This window comes from Heyndrickxia oleronia (assembly GCF_017809215.1).
GTDB lineage: Bacteria > Bacillota > Bacilli > Bacillales > Bacillaceae_C > Heyndrickxia > Heyndrickxia oleronia.
The window spans coordinates 2,879,900-2,901,510 of the sequence record NZ_CP065424.1; the positions used below are offsets into that span (position 1 = coordinate 2,879,900).

The 21,611-nt window shown below is 32.0% G+C and carries 23 protein-coding genes; 11 read left to right on the forward strand and 12 right to left on the reverse strand.

What is annotated here, in order from left to right; all coding sequences use genetic code 11:
- Positions 1–182 precede the first annotated feature (182 nt).
- The gene (locus I5818_RS14470; RefSeq protein WP_169846910.1) at positions 183–353 is read left to right on the forward strand and encodes a hypothetical protein; all 171 of its coding nucleotides are present in this window, start codon (positions 183–185) and stop codon (positions 351–353) included.
- Between the two features lie 51 nt (positions 354–404).
- On the opposite strand, the gene pdxR is transcribed toward I5818_RS14470, so the two are convergent.
- Positions 405–1,838, reverse strand: a complete 1,434-nt coding sequence (pdxR, locus tag I5818_RS14475) for a MocR-like pyridoxine biosynthesis transcription factor PdxR (protein ID WP_078110183.1) — start codon at positions 1,836–1,838, stop codon at positions 405–407.
- Positions 1,839–2,234: 396 nt separating this feature from the next.
- Between pdxR and I5818_RS14480 the strand changes: the two genes are divergently transcribed.
- Positions 2,235–2,663 carry a YfmQ family protein gene (locus I5818_RS14480; RefSeq protein WP_209391771.1) on the forward strand — a complete coding sequence of 143 codons (429 nt, stop codon included), beginning with the start codon at positions 2,235–2,237 and terminating at the stop codon, positions 2,661–2,663.
- Positions 2,664–2,722: 59 nt separating this feature from the next.
- Here the strand turns inward: I5818_RS14480 and I5818_RS14485 are convergent, their stop codons facing one another.
- The 5 genes from I5818_RS14485 to I5818_RS14505 form a co-directional block, all read right to left on the reverse strand.
- A complete protein-coding gene (locus tag I5818_RS14485; RefSeq protein ID WP_058003941.1) occupies positions 2,723–3,124 on the reverse strand; it encodes a VOC family protein in 402 nt (133 codons plus the stop codon).
- Positions 3,125–3,264: 140 nt separating this feature from the next.
- Positions 3,265–3,738 (reverse strand): GNAT family N-acetyltransferase, encoded by a 474-nt coding sequence (locus tag I5818_RS14490; RefSeq protein WP_078110181.1) that lies wholly within the window; start codon positions 3,736–3,738, stop codon positions 3,265–3,267.
- 1,564 nt (positions 3,739–5,302) lie between these two features.
- Positions 5,303–6,754, reverse strand: coding sequence for an Msr family ABC-F type ribosomal protection protein (locus I5818_RS14495; RefSeq protein WP_078111322.1), 1,452 nt, complete (start codon positions 6,752–6,754; stop codon positions 5,303–5,305).
- 351 nt (positions 6,755–7,105) lie between these two features.
- A complete protein-coding gene (locus I5818_RS26455) occupies positions 7,106–7,150 on the reverse strand; it encodes an erythromycin resistance leader peptide (protein WP_139358235.1) in 45 nt (14 codons plus the stop codon).
- Positions 7,151–7,269: 119 nt separating this feature from the next.
- Positions 7,270–7,983: a metallophosphoesterase family protein gene (locus tag I5818_RS14505; RefSeq protein WP_078111323.1), complete on the reverse strand. Its 714-nt coding sequence runs from the start codon at positions 7,981–7,983 to the stop codon at positions 7,270–7,272.
- A gap of 290 nt (positions 7,984–8,273) precedes the next feature.
- Here I5818_RS14505 and bioB point away from each other — a divergent pair, with 290 nt between their 5' ends.
- The 5 genes from bioB to I5818_RS14530 all read left to right on the forward strand — a co-directional run bounded on the left by bioB (position 8,274) and on the right by I5818_RS14530 (position 13,507).
- The gene (gene bioB, locus I5818_RS14510) at positions 8,274–9,284 is read left to right on the forward strand and encodes a biotin synthase BioB (protein WP_058003931.1); all 1,011 of its coding nucleotides are present in this window, start codon (positions 8,274–8,276) and stop codon (positions 9,282–9,284) included.
- A gap of 52 nt (positions 9,285–9,336) precedes the next feature.
- Positions 9,337–9,900: a biotin transporter BioY gene (locus tag I5818_RS14515; protein WP_078111497.1), complete on the forward strand. Its 564-nt coding sequence runs from the start codon at positions 9,337–9,339 to the stop codon at positions 9,898–9,900.
- A gap of 31 nt (positions 9,901–9,931) precedes the next feature.
- Positions 9,932–11,392, forward strand: a complete 1,461-nt coding sequence (locus tag I5818_RS14520; RefSeq protein WP_078111498.1) for an AMP-binding protein — start codon at positions 9,932–9,934, stop codon at positions 11,390–11,392.
- Positions 11,392–12,492 (forward strand): acetyl-CoA C-acyltransferase, encoded by a 1,101-nt coding sequence (locus tag I5818_RS14525; RefSeq protein WP_078111499.1) that lies wholly within the window; start codon positions 11,392–11,394, stop codon positions 12,490–12,492. Before I5818_RS14520 ends, I5818_RS14525 begins: the two co-directional genes overlap by 1 nt.
- A 580-nt stretch (positions 12,493–13,072) precedes the next feature.
- Positions 13,073–13,507, forward strand: a complete 435-nt coding sequence (locus tag I5818_RS14530) for a DUF5391 family protein (protein ID WP_078111018.1) — start codon at positions 13,073–13,075, stop codon at positions 13,505–13,507.
- 348 nt (positions 13,508–13,855) lie between these two features.
- Here I5818_RS14530 and I5818_RS14535 read toward each other — a convergent pair whose 3' ends face one another.
- Complete coding sequence (locus tag I5818_RS14535; protein WP_235849787.1) at positions 13,856–14,683, reverse strand: DUF2935 domain-containing protein; 828 nt, start codon at positions 14,681–14,683, stop codon at positions 13,856–13,858.
- Positions 14,684–14,950: 267 nt separating this feature from the next.
- Here I5818_RS14535 and I5818_RS14540 point away from each other — a divergent pair, with 267 nt between their 5' ends.
- Positions 14,951–15,457 (forward strand): hypothetical protein, encoded by a 507-nt coding sequence (locus tag I5818_RS14540; RefSeq protein ID WP_065107253.1) that lies wholly within the window; start codon positions 14,951–14,953, stop codon positions 15,455–15,457.
- A gap of 136 nt (positions 15,458–15,593) precedes the next feature.
- On the opposite strand, the gene I5818_RS14545 is transcribed toward I5818_RS14540, so the two are convergent.
- From I5818_RS14545 to I5818_RS14555, 3 genes are all read right to left on the reverse strand, one after another.
- Positions 15,594–16,232, reverse strand: coding sequence for a hypothetical protein (locus I5818_RS14545; protein WP_209391772.1), 639 nt, complete (start codon positions 16,230–16,232; stop codon positions 15,594–15,596).
- Complete coding sequence (locus I5818_RS14550; protein WP_078111468.1) at positions 16,229–17,299, reverse strand: tetratricopeptide repeat protein; 1,071 nt, start codon at positions 17,297–17,299, stop codon at positions 16,229–16,231. Before I5818_RS14550 ends, I5818_RS14545 begins: the two co-directional genes overlap by 4 nt.
- A gap of 542 nt (positions 17,300–17,841) precedes the next feature.
- A complete protein-coding gene (locus I5818_RS14555; RefSeq protein ID WP_139358173.1) occupies positions 17,842–18,888 on the reverse strand; it encodes a stalk domain-containing protein in 1,047 nt (348 codons plus the stop codon).
- A gap of 327 nt (positions 18,889–19,215) precedes the next feature.
- Here I5818_RS14555 and I5818_RS14560 point away from each other — a divergent pair, with 327 nt between their 5' ends.
- Positions 19,216–19,398 carry a hypothetical protein gene (locus tag I5818_RS14560; protein ID WP_058003925.1) on the forward strand — a complete coding sequence of 61 codons (183 nt, stop codon included), beginning with the start codon at positions 19,216–19,218 and terminating at the stop codon, positions 19,396–19,398.
- Positions 19,399–19,814: 416 nt separating this feature from the next.
- Positions 19,815–19,964 (forward strand): hypothetical protein, encoded by a 150-nt coding sequence (locus I5818_RS14565; RefSeq protein ID WP_169792986.1) that lies wholly within the window; start codon positions 19,815–19,817, stop codon positions 19,962–19,964.
- A 99-nt stretch (positions 19,965–20,063) separates the two neighbouring features.
- On the opposite strand, the gene I5818_RS14570 is transcribed toward I5818_RS14565, so the two are convergent.
- On the reverse strand, positions 20,064–20,234 hold the full coding sequence (locus I5818_RS14570; protein ID WP_169792985.1) for a hypothetical protein: 171 nt from the start codon (positions 20,232–20,234) through the stop codon (positions 20,064–20,066).
- A 114-nt stretch (positions 20,235–20,348) separates the two neighbouring features.
- Here I5818_RS14570 and I5818_RS14575 point away from each other — a divergent pair, with 114 nt between their 5' ends.
- Entirely contained in the window at positions 20,349–20,564 is a 216-nt protein-coding gene (locus tag I5818_RS14575) for a helix-turn-helix domain-containing protein (RefSeq protein WP_058003924.1), read from the forward strand.
- A gap of 304 nt (positions 20,565–20,868) precedes the next feature.
- On the opposite strand, the gene I5818_RS14580 is transcribed toward I5818_RS14575, so the two are convergent.
- Positions 20,869–21,336, reverse strand: coding sequence for a spore coat protein (locus tag I5818_RS14580; protein WP_235849804.1), 468 nt, complete (start codon positions 21,334–21,336; stop codon positions 20,869–20,871).
- Positions 21,337–21,611: the final 275 nt, after the last annotated feature.

The window sequence follows — 21,611 nt, forward strand, 5'->3', positions numbered from 1 at the left end:
TCTTTATCACATCATATAAGAATTTCTTATATTTGTTTTCCAATTTATCTATCTTAAGTTTCAAAGTGGATGGAAAATTTACTATTTAAGTGGATGTTCCAAGTGGATCAATCATTCTTTAAAATTGAAGTGAAAAGATAGATTTAAATAAAATTGAAATAAAGATTGGGAGGTACATTCAAATGGCTCTATTTTTGATTCAAGTAATTGGTGTTATTTTCCTTTTAGTTATATGCGCAGGTGCAGTGCTGATGTATGAATTTCTACAGGCATTACCTACTGAGTCTTCTAGAACAATCGATCCTGACCCTACACTTACTACGAATACTCACTCATTAAAAAAGACGGTATAGTTGCCTCTTACCTAATCTATATATTTGATAAAAAAATGAGAGGCTATCCTCTCATTTTATTTTTTCGTATGCATGAAATAAATGCCTTATACCTTGGTGAATTTGTTCTTCAGTTGCTCTCCCATAGGTGATGCGTATACATCTTTTCCTTGTACCCAAAATACTTCCTGGAGCAAAAATAACTCCTTCTTTAATAGACTCCTCAAGTAAAAGAATTTCATCGATGTCCCTTTTAAATTCACACCACATGTGAATACCACCCATGGGAATATAATATTTAATTTTGTTCCCAAAATAATCATTAAGATGGTTAATTAATGTATCTCGTCTTTTGCGTAATTCTTCCCTCAATAAATGAATATGAACATCAAAATAATCTGAACTTAGAAATTGACTACCAACCCATTGTGAAATACTAGAATGGCCAAAGTCAAATTGTTGTTTTGCATCTGCCAATCTTTCTATAACAGAAGTCGGTCCAATAATCCATCCAATTCTCAATCCAGGTGCAGCAATTTTTGATAATGAACTGATATATAGAACATTCCCATTTGAATCCATTGATTTTAGTGTGGCAGGATGATCATCAGAAAAAGAAAGTAAACTATAGGGGTCATCCTCTATGATCGGAATTCCGAATTTAGAAGAAATATCTAGAATTTCTTTTCTTTGTTTATATGGAAGTAATGTCCCAGTCGGATTTTGAAAAATTGGATTTAAAAAAATCATTTTTATTTGATGCTTTTTATGTAGATCAATAAGCCCAGCAGGGTTAATGCCATTTTTAGTTACTGTAAGAGGAAACACTTTTAAACCAGCAGACTTAAAGATTGGTAAACTGTAGCTATATGAAGGGTCTTCAACCACCACTGCATCTCCTGGCTTTAATAAGCATTCAATCACTAAATGAATGGCTTGTTGTGCACCTGAAGTAATAAGAACAGATGCCGGTTCAGTTACTATTTCACGATATTTTCTGACATGATCCACAATCGTTTTCCGCAATTCAAGATTTCCCTGTTGATGATCATAGCCTAAATTACTTGTAAACTGATTCGCTGCTAATATATCCCGTAAAAATTCATTTGGAAATAAATCAGATGATAATTCACCACTAGCGAGATTAATTAAATCACTTTCGTCTGTTTGTTTTCGAATTCGTTGCATTACTGGTATATTCGGTAAAAAGGTTCCTGCTTCAATGTATCGATTCCAACTTGGTATACGTTTTTTGGTCAGGTCCCAAATATCCCTGCTAATCATCGTTCCACTTCCCTTTTTGCGTTCAATCAGCCCATTAGCTTCTAACTCTGAATAAGCAGCAACGACAGTACTACGATTAACTCCACATAAATCGGCCAAACTTCTTTCTGAAGGAAGCGGTTTATCAACAGGAAATCTACCTTCAATAATTCCATTCTCTATATACTCTGCAATTTGTGTATAAAGTGGTTTTTTAATTTTTCGATCTGGCTTCCATCCCATAGTAAACATTCCTTTACCCAAATATAAATAACAATCTACTTAATCGTTAGTTTAACAATCATTGTAACTGATATTCTATTTATAAATCATCATCATTTTTGACCTTTTTATTACATTTAGTACATTAGACCAGATTTTTGATATACTTTACTCCTCAACCTATTGAAATATAAAAAGTGGTTGGAGAAACTTATCAATAATTGGATGGTTTATTACTCAGGACATTATTTTATTATAATAATATAAGCATGTAGTATGAAAATGACAAGCAGATGAGGTATAGATAATAATGTGTTAAGATTTACTATCATTAAACAAATGGGAATATAAAGGGACGAATGATATGGTTAATAAATTTAATACTATTTAATTGAGAAAAAACGGAGATGAAAGAATATGACATGGTTTATAGTGGTGTTGGCAGTTCTCTTAAGTGCTATAAAAATTATAGTAACTTGTCCTCCTACTTTTGTAGTTGAATGGTTTTTAAAGAAATTTGAACTTCATACAAAACTAAATTTTCAGGACATTACTTTAACAATCAATGAAAAACTGATAGAAGGGGATGATAAACGAGAATTTGTTAACTATTATAATGAAGCAACATTTCTAGAAAAATATTATATTTTCCCTGGTAACGAAAAATTATTTTTACATCCAGAAAACAATAAGACTCCATTTGTCATTGACACAAAAAAAGGTAAGAAGGACTTAAGGCTACTTATTTTTCCATACGGAAATCATGTAGATGTGGTGAAACAATATAAAAAGAAAATAGTTGCATATAGCGTACAATCTGATAATATTCAAAAACTTATCGTATAAATTGATTAGAAGGTTGCTAAAGAATTGTATGACATGATAGCAACCTTTTAATCTTTCCACTAAAAATTTAATTCACAGTCATGATGCTCCCATATATCATAAAGATTCCCGTCGATATCTTCTAAAGTGAAAAAGTTTCCATTTTCACCTTCATAGCTAATTTCACCAACTTTTAATTGTTTAGATACTAGCTTCGTATGAAGACTTTCTATATCGTTAGTAAAAAAAGTAGTGACCCATTTTTTCCTTTCTCCTATTTGAAAAACCGCTCTTGATTCATGATCACTTTTAAGTAGATGCAATATTGGTCTATTTCCAATAAATAAGCTTAAGGAATCTTCTGTTTTATGCCTTATATTAAAGCCAAAATGCTCGACAAACCATTCACCGGACTTTTCCAAGTTAGCAACTGGTATTACATTATAAGCAATTCCTAACACTTTTCCTTCCTGATTAGACATTTCTGTTCCCTCCATTCCTTATTTCTTTATTTTCTCTAAATATATTAAAATTCCTTCAATAATTCATCTAATTTTAAGCAGGAGATTAATTAAACATAGGAAGATTGAGAAGTTATAAAAAACCGGATAACACAAGTCAATCAAATTAAATGTTTAACAAATAAAACTCTATCTTGACTTGGTCCATCATAATTTGATATGACCGGAACTCCATCGATTATTTTATCACCGTCTTCCATTTCAAATCCCATCTTTGTATGATAGGCAATTGAGACTTTGTTTATTGGAGAAGTAACACAACGTACTATATTTCGATCGTATTGTTTAACCTTATTGAAAAATTGAACATAAAGGAGTTTTCCAATATTCTTTTTTCGCCAATGAGGGTGCACACCTACAAAGTGTATATAAGATTCTTTTGGATGCGATTGCGATAAAAATCCAATAAGAAACCCAATAATCCTTCCATCCTCTTCTGCAATAAAACTTGTTTGTTTAAAATGGTCAAAAAATAGTTTTGGCAACATATCTGACATGTTTCTACCACCCCACCATTCATTAATTAATGGCGATATTATATAGTAGTCCGAACTCTCCACTGAACGGATATTCATCTTTCCCCCTCCAATTAAAATGGATATTTTTATAATTAATAGTTTCTTATCATTATCGTATCGTATGTTTCTATTAGGCTCAATCTCTAGCAATATTTTTTATATTCGCTCAACTATTCAATATTTCTATATTTTAAGTTGTAACTCGCATGGTACCTATTTTCTTCAAACATGTATCATATACCTCAATACGTTAATTATTTGACCGATTTAGTATAGTTTTATTCTATTGTAGGTTTAGCGTGCTTACGAGGTTTACAACTCCTTTCCTCAATGAATTGAAAGTAGAAACCGGTTTCAAACGATATTTACAAATTAAAACTTAACTTAAATAGCAACAAAGTTTGAGAAAAGAGCCTATTTTAATCATAATAAAAAGCACCCCTTAGGATGCTCTTCTGCCTTTTTTCAATTATTACTTATTTTCTAGGCAAGGTTACGATTGAGATGGTCTTAGGTCTTTTTCGTTTAAAAATGTTCAAAAAAGGTCTCTTTAATGTTTTATTCCAATTAAGTATATATTTCATTAAAAGGATAAACAAATAAGGCAAAAAAAAGAAAATGATTAATGAGGTTTGCCAGATATTAACCTTGTTTGATTTGTAAATTTTAGATTTCAATTAACACTTCCCCTTTCAGACTACATGTTATGTAAACAAATAATGTTGGTACATTACATTTATCTTAAGGCAAATGCACATTAAAAAAGAAGGCTATTTTCGTATAGTTTGTTGCTTTTGTAAAGCAACACTGCCGGCGTTTACACCCATTAGAAAATTAGCTCTTTTCTAGTGAATTGAAAGGTGTAGCAATCTTCATCCGATAATTATTAGTTAAAGCTTTACTTAACTAACAACAATGTTAAAAAAGTGCCAAAAAGAAAAAGCATTCACTATCTATCGAATGCTATTAAATATCCAGTTCCACAAGGTTTTTTGAAAAAAATTGCCTACATGTAGATCAATCCTCATTTATATATTTCTTAAAATTCGAGGCTGATTTTATCTAAATAATAATTTAGGAACTATTCGACTAAAATCTAAATATTCTTTATTTTTTCGTTCTTTTTTGCAAATCCTTCACTACCTTTATAATGAACTTCGAGGAATCTTCCCCGCATGAAAGGGGGAATACGAGGGTGAAGACTAGTGAACATATCAAAGAATTTTCAGATATTGTCGTTCTTAACATGTATAGAAGTATTCTTAGATATCGCGCATCCAGTAAAAATACTAATCACCAAGAAACAGAAACTCTATTAATGATACTTGAATCAGAAGTTTACAGTCGTGATTTGATTTAGTATTAATAAAGATGTAATGCAATTAGATTGATATAAAGGGGAAGGTTCTTCGCTAACATCTCCCCTTTTAAAAAAATATTCATATTAATTATCATCATGCACTAAGAAGCGATAACATGATTCCCATTACGTTATTCCCTTAAATTACTTCTAGCCATCATACTTTAACTGCAGTTATCGATGAGTCTAAATATTACTTTTAGCAAGACAATAATCCATAGAATTAGCCGCCAATTTTGAACTTGGCGGCTAGCTTTTAAATTACATTAATTTCAACTTTTTCCCGATAATATGATAGTTTACATCGGCAACATGATTGATGAAGGTTTGATCATGGGATACGAATAAAATTGTACCTTCATAAACAGATATAAAGCGTTCCAATGCATTGATTGTATGAATATCTAAAAAATTGGTAGGTTCATCTAAGTCTAAAATATTATATTCTCCTAAAAACAATTGGCATAGTTGTAGACGTATGGCTTCCCCACCGCTTAAAGACATCACACTTTTTCGTAAATCTGTACCACTGAATTGCATAGCATGCAAAACACTTCTCAAAAATCCTTCATCATATTCAGAACGATTCTTCAAAAATTGCAGCACATTTTCATCCATTACAAAACGATAGCTCATTTGCTTAAAAAAACCAATTTTTGCTTTCGGTGAAATAGTTATTCCATCACCATGATTTACAATATATTGAAGCAACGTACTTTTTCCACTGCCATTATCACCACTAATTGCAATATTCTTACCAAGGGGAAGTTGAAAACTCACCTCTTCCAATAGCACTTTATTTTTCACTTGAAGTGTAATTCGATCTGCCATAATTGGAAATTTATTTTGCAATGCTAATTGTTGAGACTGTCGAAAAAATATCTGCCTTTCTTCATGTACTTCCTCAATTTCTTGGAGCTTGTTCATTCTCTGTTCAATAGCTTTTGCAGCGCGTTGAACAGCTTTTTGTCTTGTTCCTATTGATTTCGTCATAAACATCTTATTCGGTTTAGCATTTACTTCTTTTTTGGACATACTGCCTGCTTGAGCAATTTTTTCTGCCTTTTTCATTTTTTCCTTTGCTGCATTTTCCAAGCGTGTTTTTTCTTTAATATATTGTTCATATGCTTGACGTTGTTGCTCAATCTCTACTTTTTTTTGTTTCATGTAGTCGCTATAATTCCCTGAATATACACGAACCTTCCCACTATCCACTTCCCAAATGGTTGTCACTAGTTCATCTAGTACTGTTCTATCGTGGCTAATTATTATAAGTGCCCCATAGTAATAACGTAATTCCTCAATTAAAAATGCTATTCCACTTTGGTCTAAGTGTGTTGTTGGCTCATCAATTAGTAATGCCTCATAATAATGGGTAAACAATTGAGCGAGCTTTCTTCTTGTTTGCTCTCCCCCGCTTAATTGTTCAGTGTTTCTTGGCACTTCTAATTTACTTAATAGTGCCTCATCCGCTTCTGCCAAAGATACTTCCATTTGCTCAAAATATCCTGGCTCTACATAAGACTTTACTACACCACTACTTGGATAAAGTTTACCTGCAAGTAAATGTAATAATGTACTTTTTCCCGCACCATTTTTCCCTACAATACCGATACGGTCAAATTGATACACAGCTAACCGATCGATTTCTACTATTTTTTTATCTAAAAAGGTCACTTCTAAATTTTCAATTTCAAAACATATTTGTTCCATGATCGCTACCTCCGAAATTTATAATCATTTCGTATCGATAGCTAGGATCGATACGAGCTGCTAGTTCAAGCTCGTATCAAAAGAACAATAAGAAATGCATCTTTACTCCCCCAATCTAAATTAAATAAATCACAGACATTCTGCCTGTGATTGGGAGTAAAACGGAAATGCCTTTCCTATAGATTGTAGTCAAGTCTTGTTTAGAATAGGCACTTACCTAAAAAAAGAAAGGCAGAATTTTCCGCCTTTCCTCATATTTTTTGCATATAAAGTGAAATGAAGATCATTAAAAAAGGACAGACTACTTCCGTTTACTCTGAATGTACAAACAGAGTCTTTGAACATATTCAATTACTTATTCAAAGCTGGGAATCGAAGTCTCATTGCATGCGTCATTTTTTAATAATCCTCCTAAATTTAGTAAATATATTCACGATTATATTGTATTTATTTATATAAGTCAAAAAAATATAAACTATTACTCATTTTATCAGCTTTGATATTTTTTCATCATTTCAATTGTTTATGTTGATCACATGAAAAACATTCAAAATAAAATCTTTTGCAGGGACATTCAGCTTTTCATAAGCAAGAAGAAACTGCCTATTATCATAAGGAACTTCATTAAATGTAATACTTAATTGATTCGAATCATTTACATGAATCGTACAGTAAGGAGCAACTGGATTATGATTGCATCCTAATGATCCAGGATTTAAATAAAGACGTTTATTAGATTTAAAATGATGAATCTTGTGATGGTGACCAAAACAAATAATATGTATACTCTGTTTCCTATAACATTCATCAAGTTTTTCTAGGGTAGGTCGACGATCGATTGATTGAAAGGTTTGATTATCATTTAAATGGTAGTGAACGAATAAAAAATGTTTATTACAGATTTTCTTTTCTATTTTTAAAGGAAGATTCGATAAAAAAGGTACATACTTTTCATTTAATCTAGAAGCAATCCATTGATGATGTTCTCTCTCTTCACCATAACTGTCTGGTTCTTCTCCATGGATAATTTTTATAATTGCTTGATCATGATTTCCTATAATACAAGATACATCATTCCTTGAAGATAATATTTCTAATACTTCATCTGTTTCGTGACCGATACCAACTAAATCACCTAAACAATAAATATGTTCAGTATCATTATCAATATTATTTAATACCGCTTTTAATGTAGCACTATTTCCATGAATATCAGCAAGAATAGCTATTTTATTTCCCCTATCTTCACCAACCTATATTTTCTTTTCTATACTTTTTCAATGAAAATAATAAATTTCCTCTTTTTTGCAATCTTTTCATCAATAATGTAGCTTGATTTTATTTGTCTTGAGAAATAAACCCTAACTAAAACATTTAAATATATGTTAACTTAATACAAAATAAAGTTGACATATATTATCTATTTATTGCAAACTACAAGTATAAGAAATATCTATGTTTCTTATTTTAAAATCAAGTATTGAATTTTTAGACGATTAACGCAAAAAGGAGAATAAAGATGAACAAATGGAAAATTCTTGCGGATAAAGTACTGGCTGGTGAAGAAATAACAGAAACTGAGGCTTTATCTATACTAAATTGTCCTAGTGACGAATTGCTACTACTAATGGATGCCGCTTTTCAAATAAGAAAACACCATTTTGGAAAAAAAGTAAAACTTAATATGATAATGAATGCAAAATCTGGCTTGTGTCCAGAAAACTGCGGTTATTGTGCACAATCTTCCATTTCCACTGCCACAATAGATTCCTATCGAATGGTCAATAAAGATACCATCCTGCAAGGAGCTAAACGGGCGTATGAGCAAAATATTGGTACCTATTGCATTGTTGCTAGTGGGAGAGGCCCTTCCAATCGCGAGTTAAATAGTGTTGCTGATTCAGTAAAGGAAATAAAAAAATTATATGGCTTGAAAGTTTGTGCTTGTCTAGGTCTATTAAAACCAGAACAGGCGCAAAGGTTAAAAGAAGCAGGTGTTGATCGATACAATCACAACCTAAACACATCAAGTAATCACCATTCAACGATCACAACATCCCATACATATGACGATCGTGTCACTACCGTGAATGTAGTAAAGGAAGCAGGCATTTCCCCATGCTCAGGTGTCATTATAGGAATGAAGGAAACCAAACAGGATGTTATCGACATGGCTAGAAGTTTAAAAGCTCTGGATGCCGATTCCATCCCCGTTAACTTCTTACATGCAATTGATGGTACGCCTTTAGAAGGCACAAATGAATTATCACCTATCTATTGTTTAAAGGTTTTGGCTTTATTTCGATTTATTAATCCTTCGAAGGAAATACGAATATCTGGAGGCAGAGAAGTAAATCTTCGCTCCCTACAACCTTTAGGATTGTACGCAGCAAATTCTATTTTTGTCGGTGATTACTTAACAACGGCAGGACAAGAAGAAAATGAGGATTTACAAATGCTTCAGGATCTTGGCTTTGAAATAGAGACGGTCGAAGAAATGAAAGCAAGTTTAGCAATGAAGGGAAAATAGTAATTTTTTACTTTTAATTATACTAGATAGATATTTTGTAAGGAGATTACATATGAAAGTTCGAGACATTACATATATTTCGTTATTTGCAGCTGTAATGGGAGCATTAGGACTAATTCCACCTATTACTTTATCTTTTACTCCCGTCCCTATTACGATTCAAACCATTGGTGTTCTATTATCTGGGGGAATTCTAGGAGCAAGATTAGGAGCTTGGAGTCAAATTGTATTTTTAGCTATTGTTGCTACAGGAATACCCCTACTATCTGGAGGTCGAGGAGGGATTGGTGTATTTGTAGGTCCTAGTGCAGGATATTTATTTGGTTATATTATCATCTCCTTCTTAGTCGGATATTTTATTTCAAGAATAAACTCCATAGGTTTTTTTAAAATATTTATAATAAATGTATTAGTTGGCGTTTTATTGCTTTACGTTTTCGGAATACCTGTCCAGTCATTCATAATGGATATTCCTATTATAAAAACGATTAAGATTAGTTTAGTCTATATTCCTGGAGATTTGATTAAAGCCGTTGTTGCTTCATTTTTAGTTTATAAACTAAAAAATTCACCTGGGATATCTAGCCGATTACCAAATATTAGAAGGGCACAGTAATGTGTCTCTTTCTTTTTAAAAGGAGAACAATATGAACACAATTACTTCCACATATATTCAACATCGAAAAAATCATCCAGAACGGATAGCGATTCAAACTATCAATCATAAAATTACATATAACCAGTTATTTACCTCCGTATCTCAACTTGCAAATTTCTTTTTATCAAAAAAGAAATCTAGTAATAAAGTTATAGCTATCCTTCTACCTAATGGAATTCCTTTCTTGCAAATCTTTGCGGGTGCTTCAAGTGCAGGATGGATAGTATGTCCACTAGATTTGAAATGGAATGTAAAGGATTTAAAAAGTAGAATCGATCTTTGCAACCCTTCCATGATCATTACAATTGAAAAGTATTCACATAGATTATCCTTTTGTCACAGAAAAGTAGTACTTTTGGAACAACTGTTAGCTGATGTAGATAGCAAGCCTTTTCCCCCATCCGTACTATTAGAGGATGTTCCTTTTTATATGGGGTTTACATCAGGTTCTACAGGAAAGCCGAAAGCATTTGTCCGTTCCCATAGCTCTTGGGTTGAAAGCTTCAAATGCAATGTTATTGACCTTCATTTAAAAGGATCTGAAGATGTACTTATACCAGGTGGACTGGTCCATTCTCATTTTTTATATGGGGCTATTAGTATTTTATATTTTGGCGGAACTATTTATCTATTAGAAAAATATTCTGTATCCCAACTGAAGAAGATGATACAAATATATCCGATTAAGGTTGTCTTTATGGTTCCCACGATGATTGAAAGCTTGTTAAAGACGGGTGAAACAATTGAAAAACCATTAACTATTGTATCATCTGGTGCAAAATGGGAGCATCATTCTAAATTAAGATTAAAAAAGGCATTTCCTTTACTAAAGCTTTATGAATATTATGGGGCTAGTGAATTAAGTTTCGTCACTGTCCTCTCTCATGAGGACAATCAGCACTTTCCAAACTCAGTAGGAAAACCTTGTCATAATGTGGAAATTCAAATCCGCAAAAAGAATGGTGAGCTTGCCTTAATTGGTGAAACAGGAAAAATTTTCGTTAGAAGCAACATGTCATTTCTTGGTTACAAATTTACAGGAGAATCATCCATTATTCCTATTATTGATAAAGAAGGTTGGATGACTGTTCATGATATAGGCTACTTGGATTCTAATGGTTATTTATATATTCATGGCCGTGAAAATAATATGATTCTGTATGGAGGGATAAATATATTTCCGGAAGAAATTGAAACTGTATTATCAATACATCCCAATGTTAAGCAAGTAGCAGTGATTGGGTTAAAAGATAGATACTGGGGTGAAATTGTAACAGCAGTAGTAAAGGGTAATGTCAAAGTACAGGAATTAAAAGATTTATGTAAAACAAAACTTTCCTCTTATAAAGTTCCACGCAAATGGATTATTGTTGACAAATTACCACTTACTTCTAGCGGTAAGATTGCAAGGGACTTAGTTAAAAAAATGATCATTGGAGGAAACTACTGATGAAAAAAAGCGCAGTAATCATCCGTGCAAATCGAACACCTATAGGAAGAGAAAAAGGAATATTCCAATATCTAGAACCCCATCAACTTATATCCCCCCTTTTGAAATCGTTAGGGAAAGATATCGAAAACCTAATAGATGATGTATTATTAGGAAATGTAGTTGGCCCAGGCGGGAATTTGGCTCGATTTTCCGCTTTAGAGGCGGGATTTCCACTTACCGTCACAGGAATGACCATCGATAGACAATGCAGCGCAGGTCTTGATGCTATTCGAACGGCTTGCTATCTCATTCAAGGAGAAGCTGGACAATGCTATATTGCTGGTGGTGTTGAGAGTGTTAGTACATCCCCTTTTAAAAAAAGGGCAAAATTTGCTCCACATCAATTAGGTGATCCAGATATGGGAGTAGCAGCTGAAAATATCGCTTTTAAATATCAAATTACTCGTGAAATGCAAGACGAATATGCTTTGTTAAGTTATCAGCGAAGCTGGCAGGCTTATCAATCAGGGATGTATGAAGAAGAAATCATTCCTATTAAAGGGATATATCAAGATGAAGAGTTTTTAAGGAAAAGAAAAATGGATAAACTTGTTAAACGGGCTATTCCTTTATTCGATAAAGAAAAAGGTACTGTCACCGCAGCAAATAGTTGTGGTATACATGATGGAGCATCTGCTGTTGTCCTCATGGAAGAAAACTTAGCCCATAGTTTAGGATTTAAGCCAATTTTACGTTTTGTCGATAGTCAATTGGCAGGGGTACATCCACAATACCCAGGTATTTCTCCTGTCCCAGCTATTTTAGATTTACTAAAAAGAAATAATCTTACAATGGCAGAGATTGATTTAGTTGAAATTAATGAAGCATTCGCATCAAAGGTACTAGCTTGTGCACATCAATTACAAATTCCTATGAATAAATTAAATAATCGTGGTGGTGCCTTAACATTAGGACATCCCTATGCAGCATCAGGTGCTATCCTTGTGACGCGTCTATTTTTTGAAGTTCAACGTAAGGAAAATGTAAAATTTGTTCTTGCCGCAATAGGCAGCGCTGGTGGAATTGGAGTTGCTATACTATTTGAGGTAATAACATAATGCATTAATTAATAGAGATTTATATAAACTTCTCAGCAATCATAATTACTTAATCGTAAAAGTTGTGATATTCACTTATTTCTTAACTGAATTTTTTGGTATGAAAACGTACTAGATTGAATAGACAGTTAAGACAATAGGATAATAGCAAAAAATTGTTTATAGGATTAATACTCAATCAGTCATTTTCTAATTTAAAGATTTTTACGTTTGAGCTATTAATCCCTTATTATATATTCAATTTTAATTCATTATCAATTAGTTATTATCTAACACCATTTTTTATTGCCGTTCATCACCCAATATCCAATGATGTAAAAATTCTATTCTCCGCATGATATTTTATCTTCTTAGTTTTAATTCCTCCTGCAATTTTTTTATTTCTTCTGTTTGAATTAATATATTTTGATTAACTCTGCGAATCAAATCATAGATCACAAAACGCCTAAAATAAAAATAATTCCAAAAAATATATTCAAATAATCTCCTTTAGTTTTAAATGAATTTTTAAACATTCTATTACTAATTTTACAAAAATCAGTTAAAATGGTAAATAGGATAAATTTTACAATTGAAAGGAATGACTACTATCATTAATACTAAAAAACAACCGGTTATAATATTCACATCTATTTCAGCTATATTCTTTTGCCTGATAACTGTTGCAATATCCCTCTCACCTCTATCAGAATTAGGACCAAATGCAAATAAATTTGGTAGTACTGGAATGTGGTCAGCTATCGGTATGATTCTCATTTGTTATTTAGTTCCACTTTTTCTATTTATTATAGGAGTTAAGGGAATGAAACTTCTGATGGGCATTCTATGCGGTTTAGGTATGTTTATATTTTTTTCTACTGCAGTAACCGTAGGTGTTGTGAGTATATTTACTGGTAAATTTCCAACTTCAATTTTTATAGTCATAAGTCTATGCATTGCATCTTTAATCATTAATCTTATTTGGTTTTTCATTGCTTTTCGTCATAAATCCAATTCTGATTTACATGTAACATAAACCACTCGATAAGGATGTATAATGTTTATGTTTTCTTTAGGCTCTTTTCCCCAACATTGTTGCTATTTAACCAAAGTTTTAACATAACTATCGTCTGAAGTTTTCTACCTTTCATTACATTGATTAAGTGCCAATTGTAAATTTCAGCAGTCAGACTTGTACACTAGCAACAAATTGTACGAAACAACCTTATGAAAAAACAAAGTGGTGCTATCCGTTGAAAAATCCTTTGGATAGCACCAATAATAAAATAATTTTTTCCGTTATCTTCATCCGCAATATTTTGATAATAAGTATTTAGCCAAACTGATAAACTAAGATTAAACTTAAGATGGAGCTAAATATATTTTAAGTATAGGAAGGTTTTTTTAGCGGACATTTTGAAGCAGTTTCTTGTAATTCCGGTGCATAATCACTCAGTTTTTTTATAAAATAACAAGTTTCAGGAAAATGATGCTCTAAAAATCGTAGATTCGTTTTATTAAGAATCCTATTTTCTTTATATTTAATTACCATTTCATAAATAAACTGATTCATTTCTATTGTCGTTAATCCAACTTCATGGGCAAATTGTTTTTGCCGAGCAAATCCTGGTTCTTTGAAACGCAAGTAACCTCTTAAATGTCGATTTTGAACAATAAACATTTGATATTTACTTATATATTCTTCTGTCTGCCTCATTGTACTAATTTCAATGGGGTCTAGTATATTTTCAAATAACAGCACATGACCTAATTGGTCTTCCAACCACAGATCCATTAAATCGACAAGCGGTAGTGGTGCTGGGTCTTTCCCTTTGACCCAGTAGCTTAATAATCGCAAATATTCTTGGTTTTCCGCAAGTGTTCCATTTAGATAGGTTGGTGATAAATTCAAATTTACCTTATTTTCTATGCGAAGAGCTTGTAATTTTCCTTCAAATTCAAAATAACCTTTTGCAACAGGCCACACTCGTTCTGAAAATTGAATAGAAGCTTTATCAGTTGACTTAGTTGTTATGTTTATTTCGTTCAACATTGCTAGTAAATTACCGAATAGATGAATATATTGTTGAGCTACATGAACATGTTCTAGTTCACTAGGTGATAAATAGTCCCTTACAAAGTAGGCATGATCTTGTAAAATTTCTAACCAAAAGAAGTGTTCTTCCCAAATAGATATCATCTGTTTTGTCAAATATATCACCTCCTCCTTCTTCTCTTTATAATTACGAAAAACTGCAGTAATAAATGAATTATAATTAGAACTTTTTGAATTTTTTCTAACCTATATTACTATATTTTTTCCTTCACTTTTCCGAGTGATAACAACCTATGTTAATTTACCTTTTATCAAATACGTAGAAGATATAATGCTATGTCACATTTTCTAGAAAAACCTACATAACTCAAGATAAAATAGGCAGAATATACTTATTGAGATCTGGTAAAGGATGTTTATTTTATGAGGAATAAAAATTTGTTTGTAATTTCTATGCTTGTATTACCATGGTTAACTATTCCTTTTATTGAAAAAAAAACGATTAAACGATTTCTTCCTGGTACAATCATGACATCAATATATTTAGTAATTGAAGGAATTCATGCAGAAAAGAAAAAATGGTGGAGATTCAACTACAAGATAAAACCTAATGTAATTGGGGAGCTTCCATTAATATTAGGCCCTTTTTTTGTTGGCTCAATTTGGATTTTAAAATACACATTTGGTAAGTTCAAGCTTTATTTCATCTTAAATATAATAATCGATTCCTTTTTTACATATCTTTTTATTCCTTTGATGGAAAAAACACACTATGTCACTCTTGTTAAATTATCAAAATTCAAACTCTCTATCTTGTTTTTAATAAAATCTTTATACATGTATGTTGTTCAATACATCTATGAAAAAGCATTTGATATATTAAATTCTTCTCCGAAATATATTAATGAAGAGGAAAAAGTAAAATCTTAGACATCTCTTTAATATAAATAGAAGACACTTGGCAGTATATCAACTACCAAGTGTCTTCTATTTATAAAAATATTTTATATGTTAAAGGGGGAACATACAAAAATTAATAAAACAATTTAATATTCAAGTTGTTGCATTAAGCAAATACATTTGATTGATTATTTACCGGTGCTGGGGATACGATTCCTCGCTCCGCTACTACATTTGTTATATTATTTACCGGTGCTGGAGACACGACTCCTCGCTCTGCTACTATATTTGTTATACTATTTACTGGTGCTGGCGATACGACTCCTCGCTCTGCTACTATATTTGTTATACTATTTACTGGTGCTGGGGATACGACTCCTCGCTCCGCTACTATATTTGTTAAACTATTTACTGGTGCCGGGGACACGATTCCTCGTTCTGCTACTACATTTGTTATACTATTTACTGGTGCTGGCGATACGACTCCTCGCTCCGCTACTATATTTGTTAAACTATTTACTGGTGCTGGGGACACGATTCCTCGCTCCGCTACTACATTTGTTATACTATTTACTGGTGCTGGAGACACGATTCCTCGCTCTGCTACTACATTAGTTATACTATTTACTGGTGCTGGAGACACGATTCCTCGCTCCGCTACTACATTTGTTATACTATTTACTGGTGCTGGAGACACGATTCCTCGCTCTGCTACTACATTAGTTTGTTTTGCTCCTATTCCATTTACCATTATTCCTAATAATGCAGTTGCTGAAATGATACCTACAAATAATTTTTTTCTCATTTTAACCCCTCCATTTTTTTGATTTCATTTTTTGCTTCAATAGCAATTTCGTAGTATTCCGCGGCCTTTTGGTAGCCCTTACAATCAAGATAAAACCTAGCAAAAATTTGAGCATATTCTTCGATATCCAACCACAACTTTTCTTGCTGAAGAAATGCAATTCCACTTTTAAACGTACTTTCAAAATCTTTATTATCTAAATACAATGCATTTAATAAAGTAAATTTAACTTTATATTCAACATTATTTAATTCATGTGCTAATGCGATTCCTTTTTCGTACCATTCTTTACCTGCATCAATCTGATTTAATTTAAAATACTCACGAGTTAATAAAAAGATAGTTTTTATGTAACTTTCTGAATAATCGTAATCCTCATCTCTTAAAACATTTGAAAGATAACGAACAGCAGCTTCTGACAATCCTTGCTCTGCATACATAAAACCTAAGTTATGATTGATACGTGCTAGTAATCCAGAATCATTAATTCGTTGGGCAATGTCTCTGGCAATATGAAATTGGTCCTCTGCTTCTACAAATTGTCTCATATCAATATAATTAAGACCTAGCAGCATTCTACAATCTCCGAGACGATTTCTGTACTTTCCATTTTTTTCGAAAACTTCTAATGCCTTTTGGATAAGATTTACCGACATTAACGTTTCCTGAACTTGGTAATAGACCGCTGCCACTCTATAGTAGAATTCTGCTGTTTCGATTGGATTGTTTTTATTAAGATATTTTTCTGCAATACGGTAACAATCCAATGCATCATCGTAACGCCTTAAATTATAGGCGCGTATCCCTTGGAAAAAATGATGATAGAAACTTAATTCTGGAATATTTCCCATTCTTTCAATGATCATTTTAAGTTCTAGAGAATCATTTTGCAGTAAATAATAATAACCTGAAAGAATCAAATAATTTTTTTCACTTTCGATATCATCTAATCTTTGAAACATAACATCTACTTCTTTTTTTAAATTTTTAGCCTCTTTAATATTCCTTTGAGTAATTTTTGTATTCCAATCTTCTAATATATCTTCTGTTGCTTCAGAAATCAGCAAGTTTTATCACTCCCCATCTATCAGGTTTTGATAATTCTACTTTTATTGTAATAGACTAGGTACGTAATTTGTATTGGGAAAATAGGTTATAAATCTATTAATAATAAGTGTTTTTTTTTCCTATTTTCCTTAGAAAGATATTTACAGTTGATCATCGTTGGTTATGCAACATGCAAATCGGGTATTCCATTTTATCAAATGAACTTCAAATTAACTAGAAACATATAAAACCCATTCTTTTAATTCATAAACTAAATGTAGAAGGATGGAAAAAAAGTATATCAATAATCATTTGATAATTAGTTTAATTCTCGGTGTAATTAGTATTTCATATCAAGAAAAAGGCAATAAAAGAAATTGAAAGAAATAGTGAGGATGGCAGAGGATTTGCCATTTTGGGGTTGATATGTAGTATTATAGGAATCATTCTCCAGTTTTTCGTAATAGTAGGGATTATTGCATACTACTCCTTGACAACAACAAAATTTATTACGTTTTAAAGAACAATTGCCCCTCTCAAATGAGAAGGGCATTTATATTAATTAGGAGTGAAATCCATCCTCTTGTACATAGTTTTCGATACTCCAAATTCCTATCGCTTGTTTTTGAGTCTTACTTTGGATTTCACGAAATTCATCTACATAACGAGTGTTTGGTGCATATACATAGGCCACTCTTGCAAGCCCTTTTTCAAGAAGTGTTTCGTTTACCATTTTTCCATCTACATATATATATGCAAGTAAACGTCCATATTTATCACGCTCACTAACGTCAAGCTCTACCTTTATTGCTTTGCCAGCTGGCATTATACTTTTGGAAAAATCACTTGCTTCTTTACCGAATGGTTGGACTGGTTTTGTTGGATGTACAGTTTCTGGTGTATCTACAAGAAGTAAACGAATCGTTTCTTCCGTACCTCTTACATTCACTTTAACTGTGTCTCCATCGATTACATTAATAACAGTAGCATCCAGCTTCCCATAATCAATTGTAGTATCGCTTGAAATTGTCGCTTTGGATGTAATTTTAATTGTTCGGCTTGTTGCATTGTAATCAACAGTTGCCCCAAGTGCTTCACCAACAAAACGTAGAGGCACAAGAGTACGGCCGTTGATAATTTTTCCTGGTACATCAATCGGTACCACTTTACCATTTACTGTTGGTGATTTCGAGCCAATTTTTAATAGAATTTTAATTTTTGAATTAGTTGCAGTTACTTGCTGCTTCCTTTGATCCCACTGAACCGTTGCTCCTAAACTTTCAAAAATTCCTCTTAAAGGAACCAATGTTCTTCCATTATCGATTACTGGTGGTTGGTCATATGATTGCTTTTTACCATTGATATAAATGGCTATGGCAGGTGCAGCAGGCTTGACTGTTGGTTTAGTCACTGGCTTTGTTAAAGTTATAGAACCATCAGCATTATGATAATGATATTGGCCAGTTTTTAAACCATACTTTGCACAATTCGTACGACAATAATGCCCTCCATTTTTGTCTAACCCACCTGGACTAGCATTTGCATTAAGTATAAATATAACAAATGATAATACAAGTATCAATAAGAATAGTGAAACTCTTTTTTTCAACGTTATTACTCCCCCACTATAGTTTAAGAAATCCAAAAATAATTTTATTACAATAAAAAAAAATTTGGAATTACAAGTTATACTTTATGGTGGAGGTAAATTAAGGAAATTGATATTCTCTAACGCTTGTTACGATAATTGTGGCCGTAAAAACACTTAATACCTTTTGACTGGGTTAAAATAACTATTAACTATTTGGAAATATTGAGTCCAGTCTATGACCTAAGTTTAGGATGAATCATGAAATGCAAAAATAATGTTAACTATTTAGATAAATATGTTAACATTATAAGATGATAAATTATTTGTATTTTGGGAGGATTCAAAATGGACAATAAAATAGTTGTTGCACTAATAGGTAGCTTTCTAATTTTTGCTGCTGGCTTATTAAGATTATTTACTGAATCGCTTTCCTCAACCCCTTTGTTTGTAGCTTATATATTCATTATTACAGGCATCCTTGGCATTATTACTAATGGATTAAAATTAGGAAAATCGAAAAACACCTAAATATCTAAAGGAAATAAGTCATTTTTTCTCTACTGACCTTTAATTCAATATGAAAAAGCCCTTCGTACTTGAAGGGCTCTTTTATCCTAAATATCATTGACTTTCCTAAAGCAATATCCCCTAAAAGCTATCCTAAGCTGCTTTTAAGGAAGCTCAAACCTTTAAATTAATTGGTGATATATGACATTTGTGCTTTTAGGTTAACGATTTCGTTTATCTTAATTGATCCTAGTTCAAATACAGAGTGTTTCAAAATCAATACCCCTTCTTTGTGAAGGAGCATTTCACTTTCAGTCGCAAAGTAAACTCTAAATTACATTTTTTGAAATTCTATTTATAATCAAAAGTACATAAATTATTTCGCATTAATTAAGGGAATTAGAGTTATAATAAAGGAAATAGGAGGGTGACTTTCCATGAAAAATCGTGATAAAAGAAAAAAGAGGAAACGTGACTTTCTGAAGGATTATATAAAAAACCGTTTAAAAAATTGGAAACCAAGTCCAGACAAATCTCCGTTATCGAATAGTGAAAGCAAAAAATCGATTAGGAGTTGTAGCAAGTAAAACTCCTATTCTTGAGTGGAAATATTTCTCCACTCTTTTTATTTTGTCATTCTATGCTTAATCATGTATAACGAAGAAAATTGGTAAAATTTGAGTTATTTATAACTTCTCTAGTTCTTCTTCAAAGTAAAAAGTAGCTGGATGCTCCTTTACAATATATGAGTATCGTTTCATATTACTTATATATTTTGACTTTAAAATAGTGACCCGTTCATCAGTTTCGATTATTTTAGCTAAATCATTCTTTTTAAACTTACTATTATCTTTCATATTAACAGCCTCCTCACATTATTATACCATACTTCTACGATTCCTTTTGGCTGGAAATATCACTTTGATTTACCAGTGCAATATGTTATGCTTATTTAAAGTGAGGTGTCCATTTTGGCCATTTATAAAGCAAAAAAAAGTAAACTTCATACACTTTTAAAGAAAAACAACATGGATTTGGAAGTGTTAGAGCAAAAAACGAAAATCCCTAAAGTTCAGCTCGAACAATTCCTAACAAAAAAAGTGATGAACTTGAATTCGGCAATGACTATCTCTAAGGAATTGAATTGTCAGATAGAAGACTTATATGAGTGGAAAACAGAAGATTAATTAATACAGTCAATTATTAACAAATGCCCTGCTTTTGGAAAGCTGGGTATTTGTTTTGAAAAAACTGAAATAACTACATATTTAATGATACTCCAAAAGTGACGAGAATGTAACAAATTTTCACAAAAAACAAACTAGTCCCTATACAGCTAGTGTGATGTTAAGTGATTTAAATTTACTCGGTTTAATCGGACTATTTAGTTTACATAACAAAATTATTATCTATTAGTTTTTGACCATAAACTTACAATAGATATAATATTAAAGGCATCTCTGATATATGAGACACCTTTTTTCCATGCTATTATTGATACATTTGATCACTACTTCCCGCAATAGGATTTTGATTTTGAGTCATATATTGTTGAATTTGTGATTGATCCTCCGGAACAACTTGATACATCGCACCTATTTTTCCAATTACTGCGGGATCTGCTGGTTCTAATGGATAATAACCTTTCTTAACCATATATTGCCACATATCATACGCATGAGAACAACTCATCATAAATGCAGTTTGACAGAATGAACGAACTTCTGGATTTGCCATTTCCATTGCTGACCAAGCATATTCACGACCTGCTCGTTTTAAGGTTAGTAAATACGCAGTGGCCATTTCTCGATCATTCATATTTTCAATCATTGTTCGTGGTTGTATAGGAGGATACTGATTCATATTTGAGTTAGTAAAATCCTGAAGTTTTCCGTTCTCCTTTAATAAAGGCAATTCCTTTGTGGCTCCGGTCCCCTTATGCAGAAATTCGACCTTCATATTATAGTCTCTTACATGTAATGGAAAATGAGTTTCTAATATAGTTTTAAACTCTTGACATTGAACATGTTACAACATATACGCCATGTTAGTAATAGAATTCACACAACTCATCGTTAATTCATTTAAATCGTTTAATTCATGTGCAGCAAGTTTCATAAACTTCCTCCTATTTTTTCAAGTTATTCATCCTTATCATGGCGAATAATTTATTTCTTATGCAAAAATGCCCACATTTGTCAAAATAACAAATGTGAGCATATTGCTTAGTAATA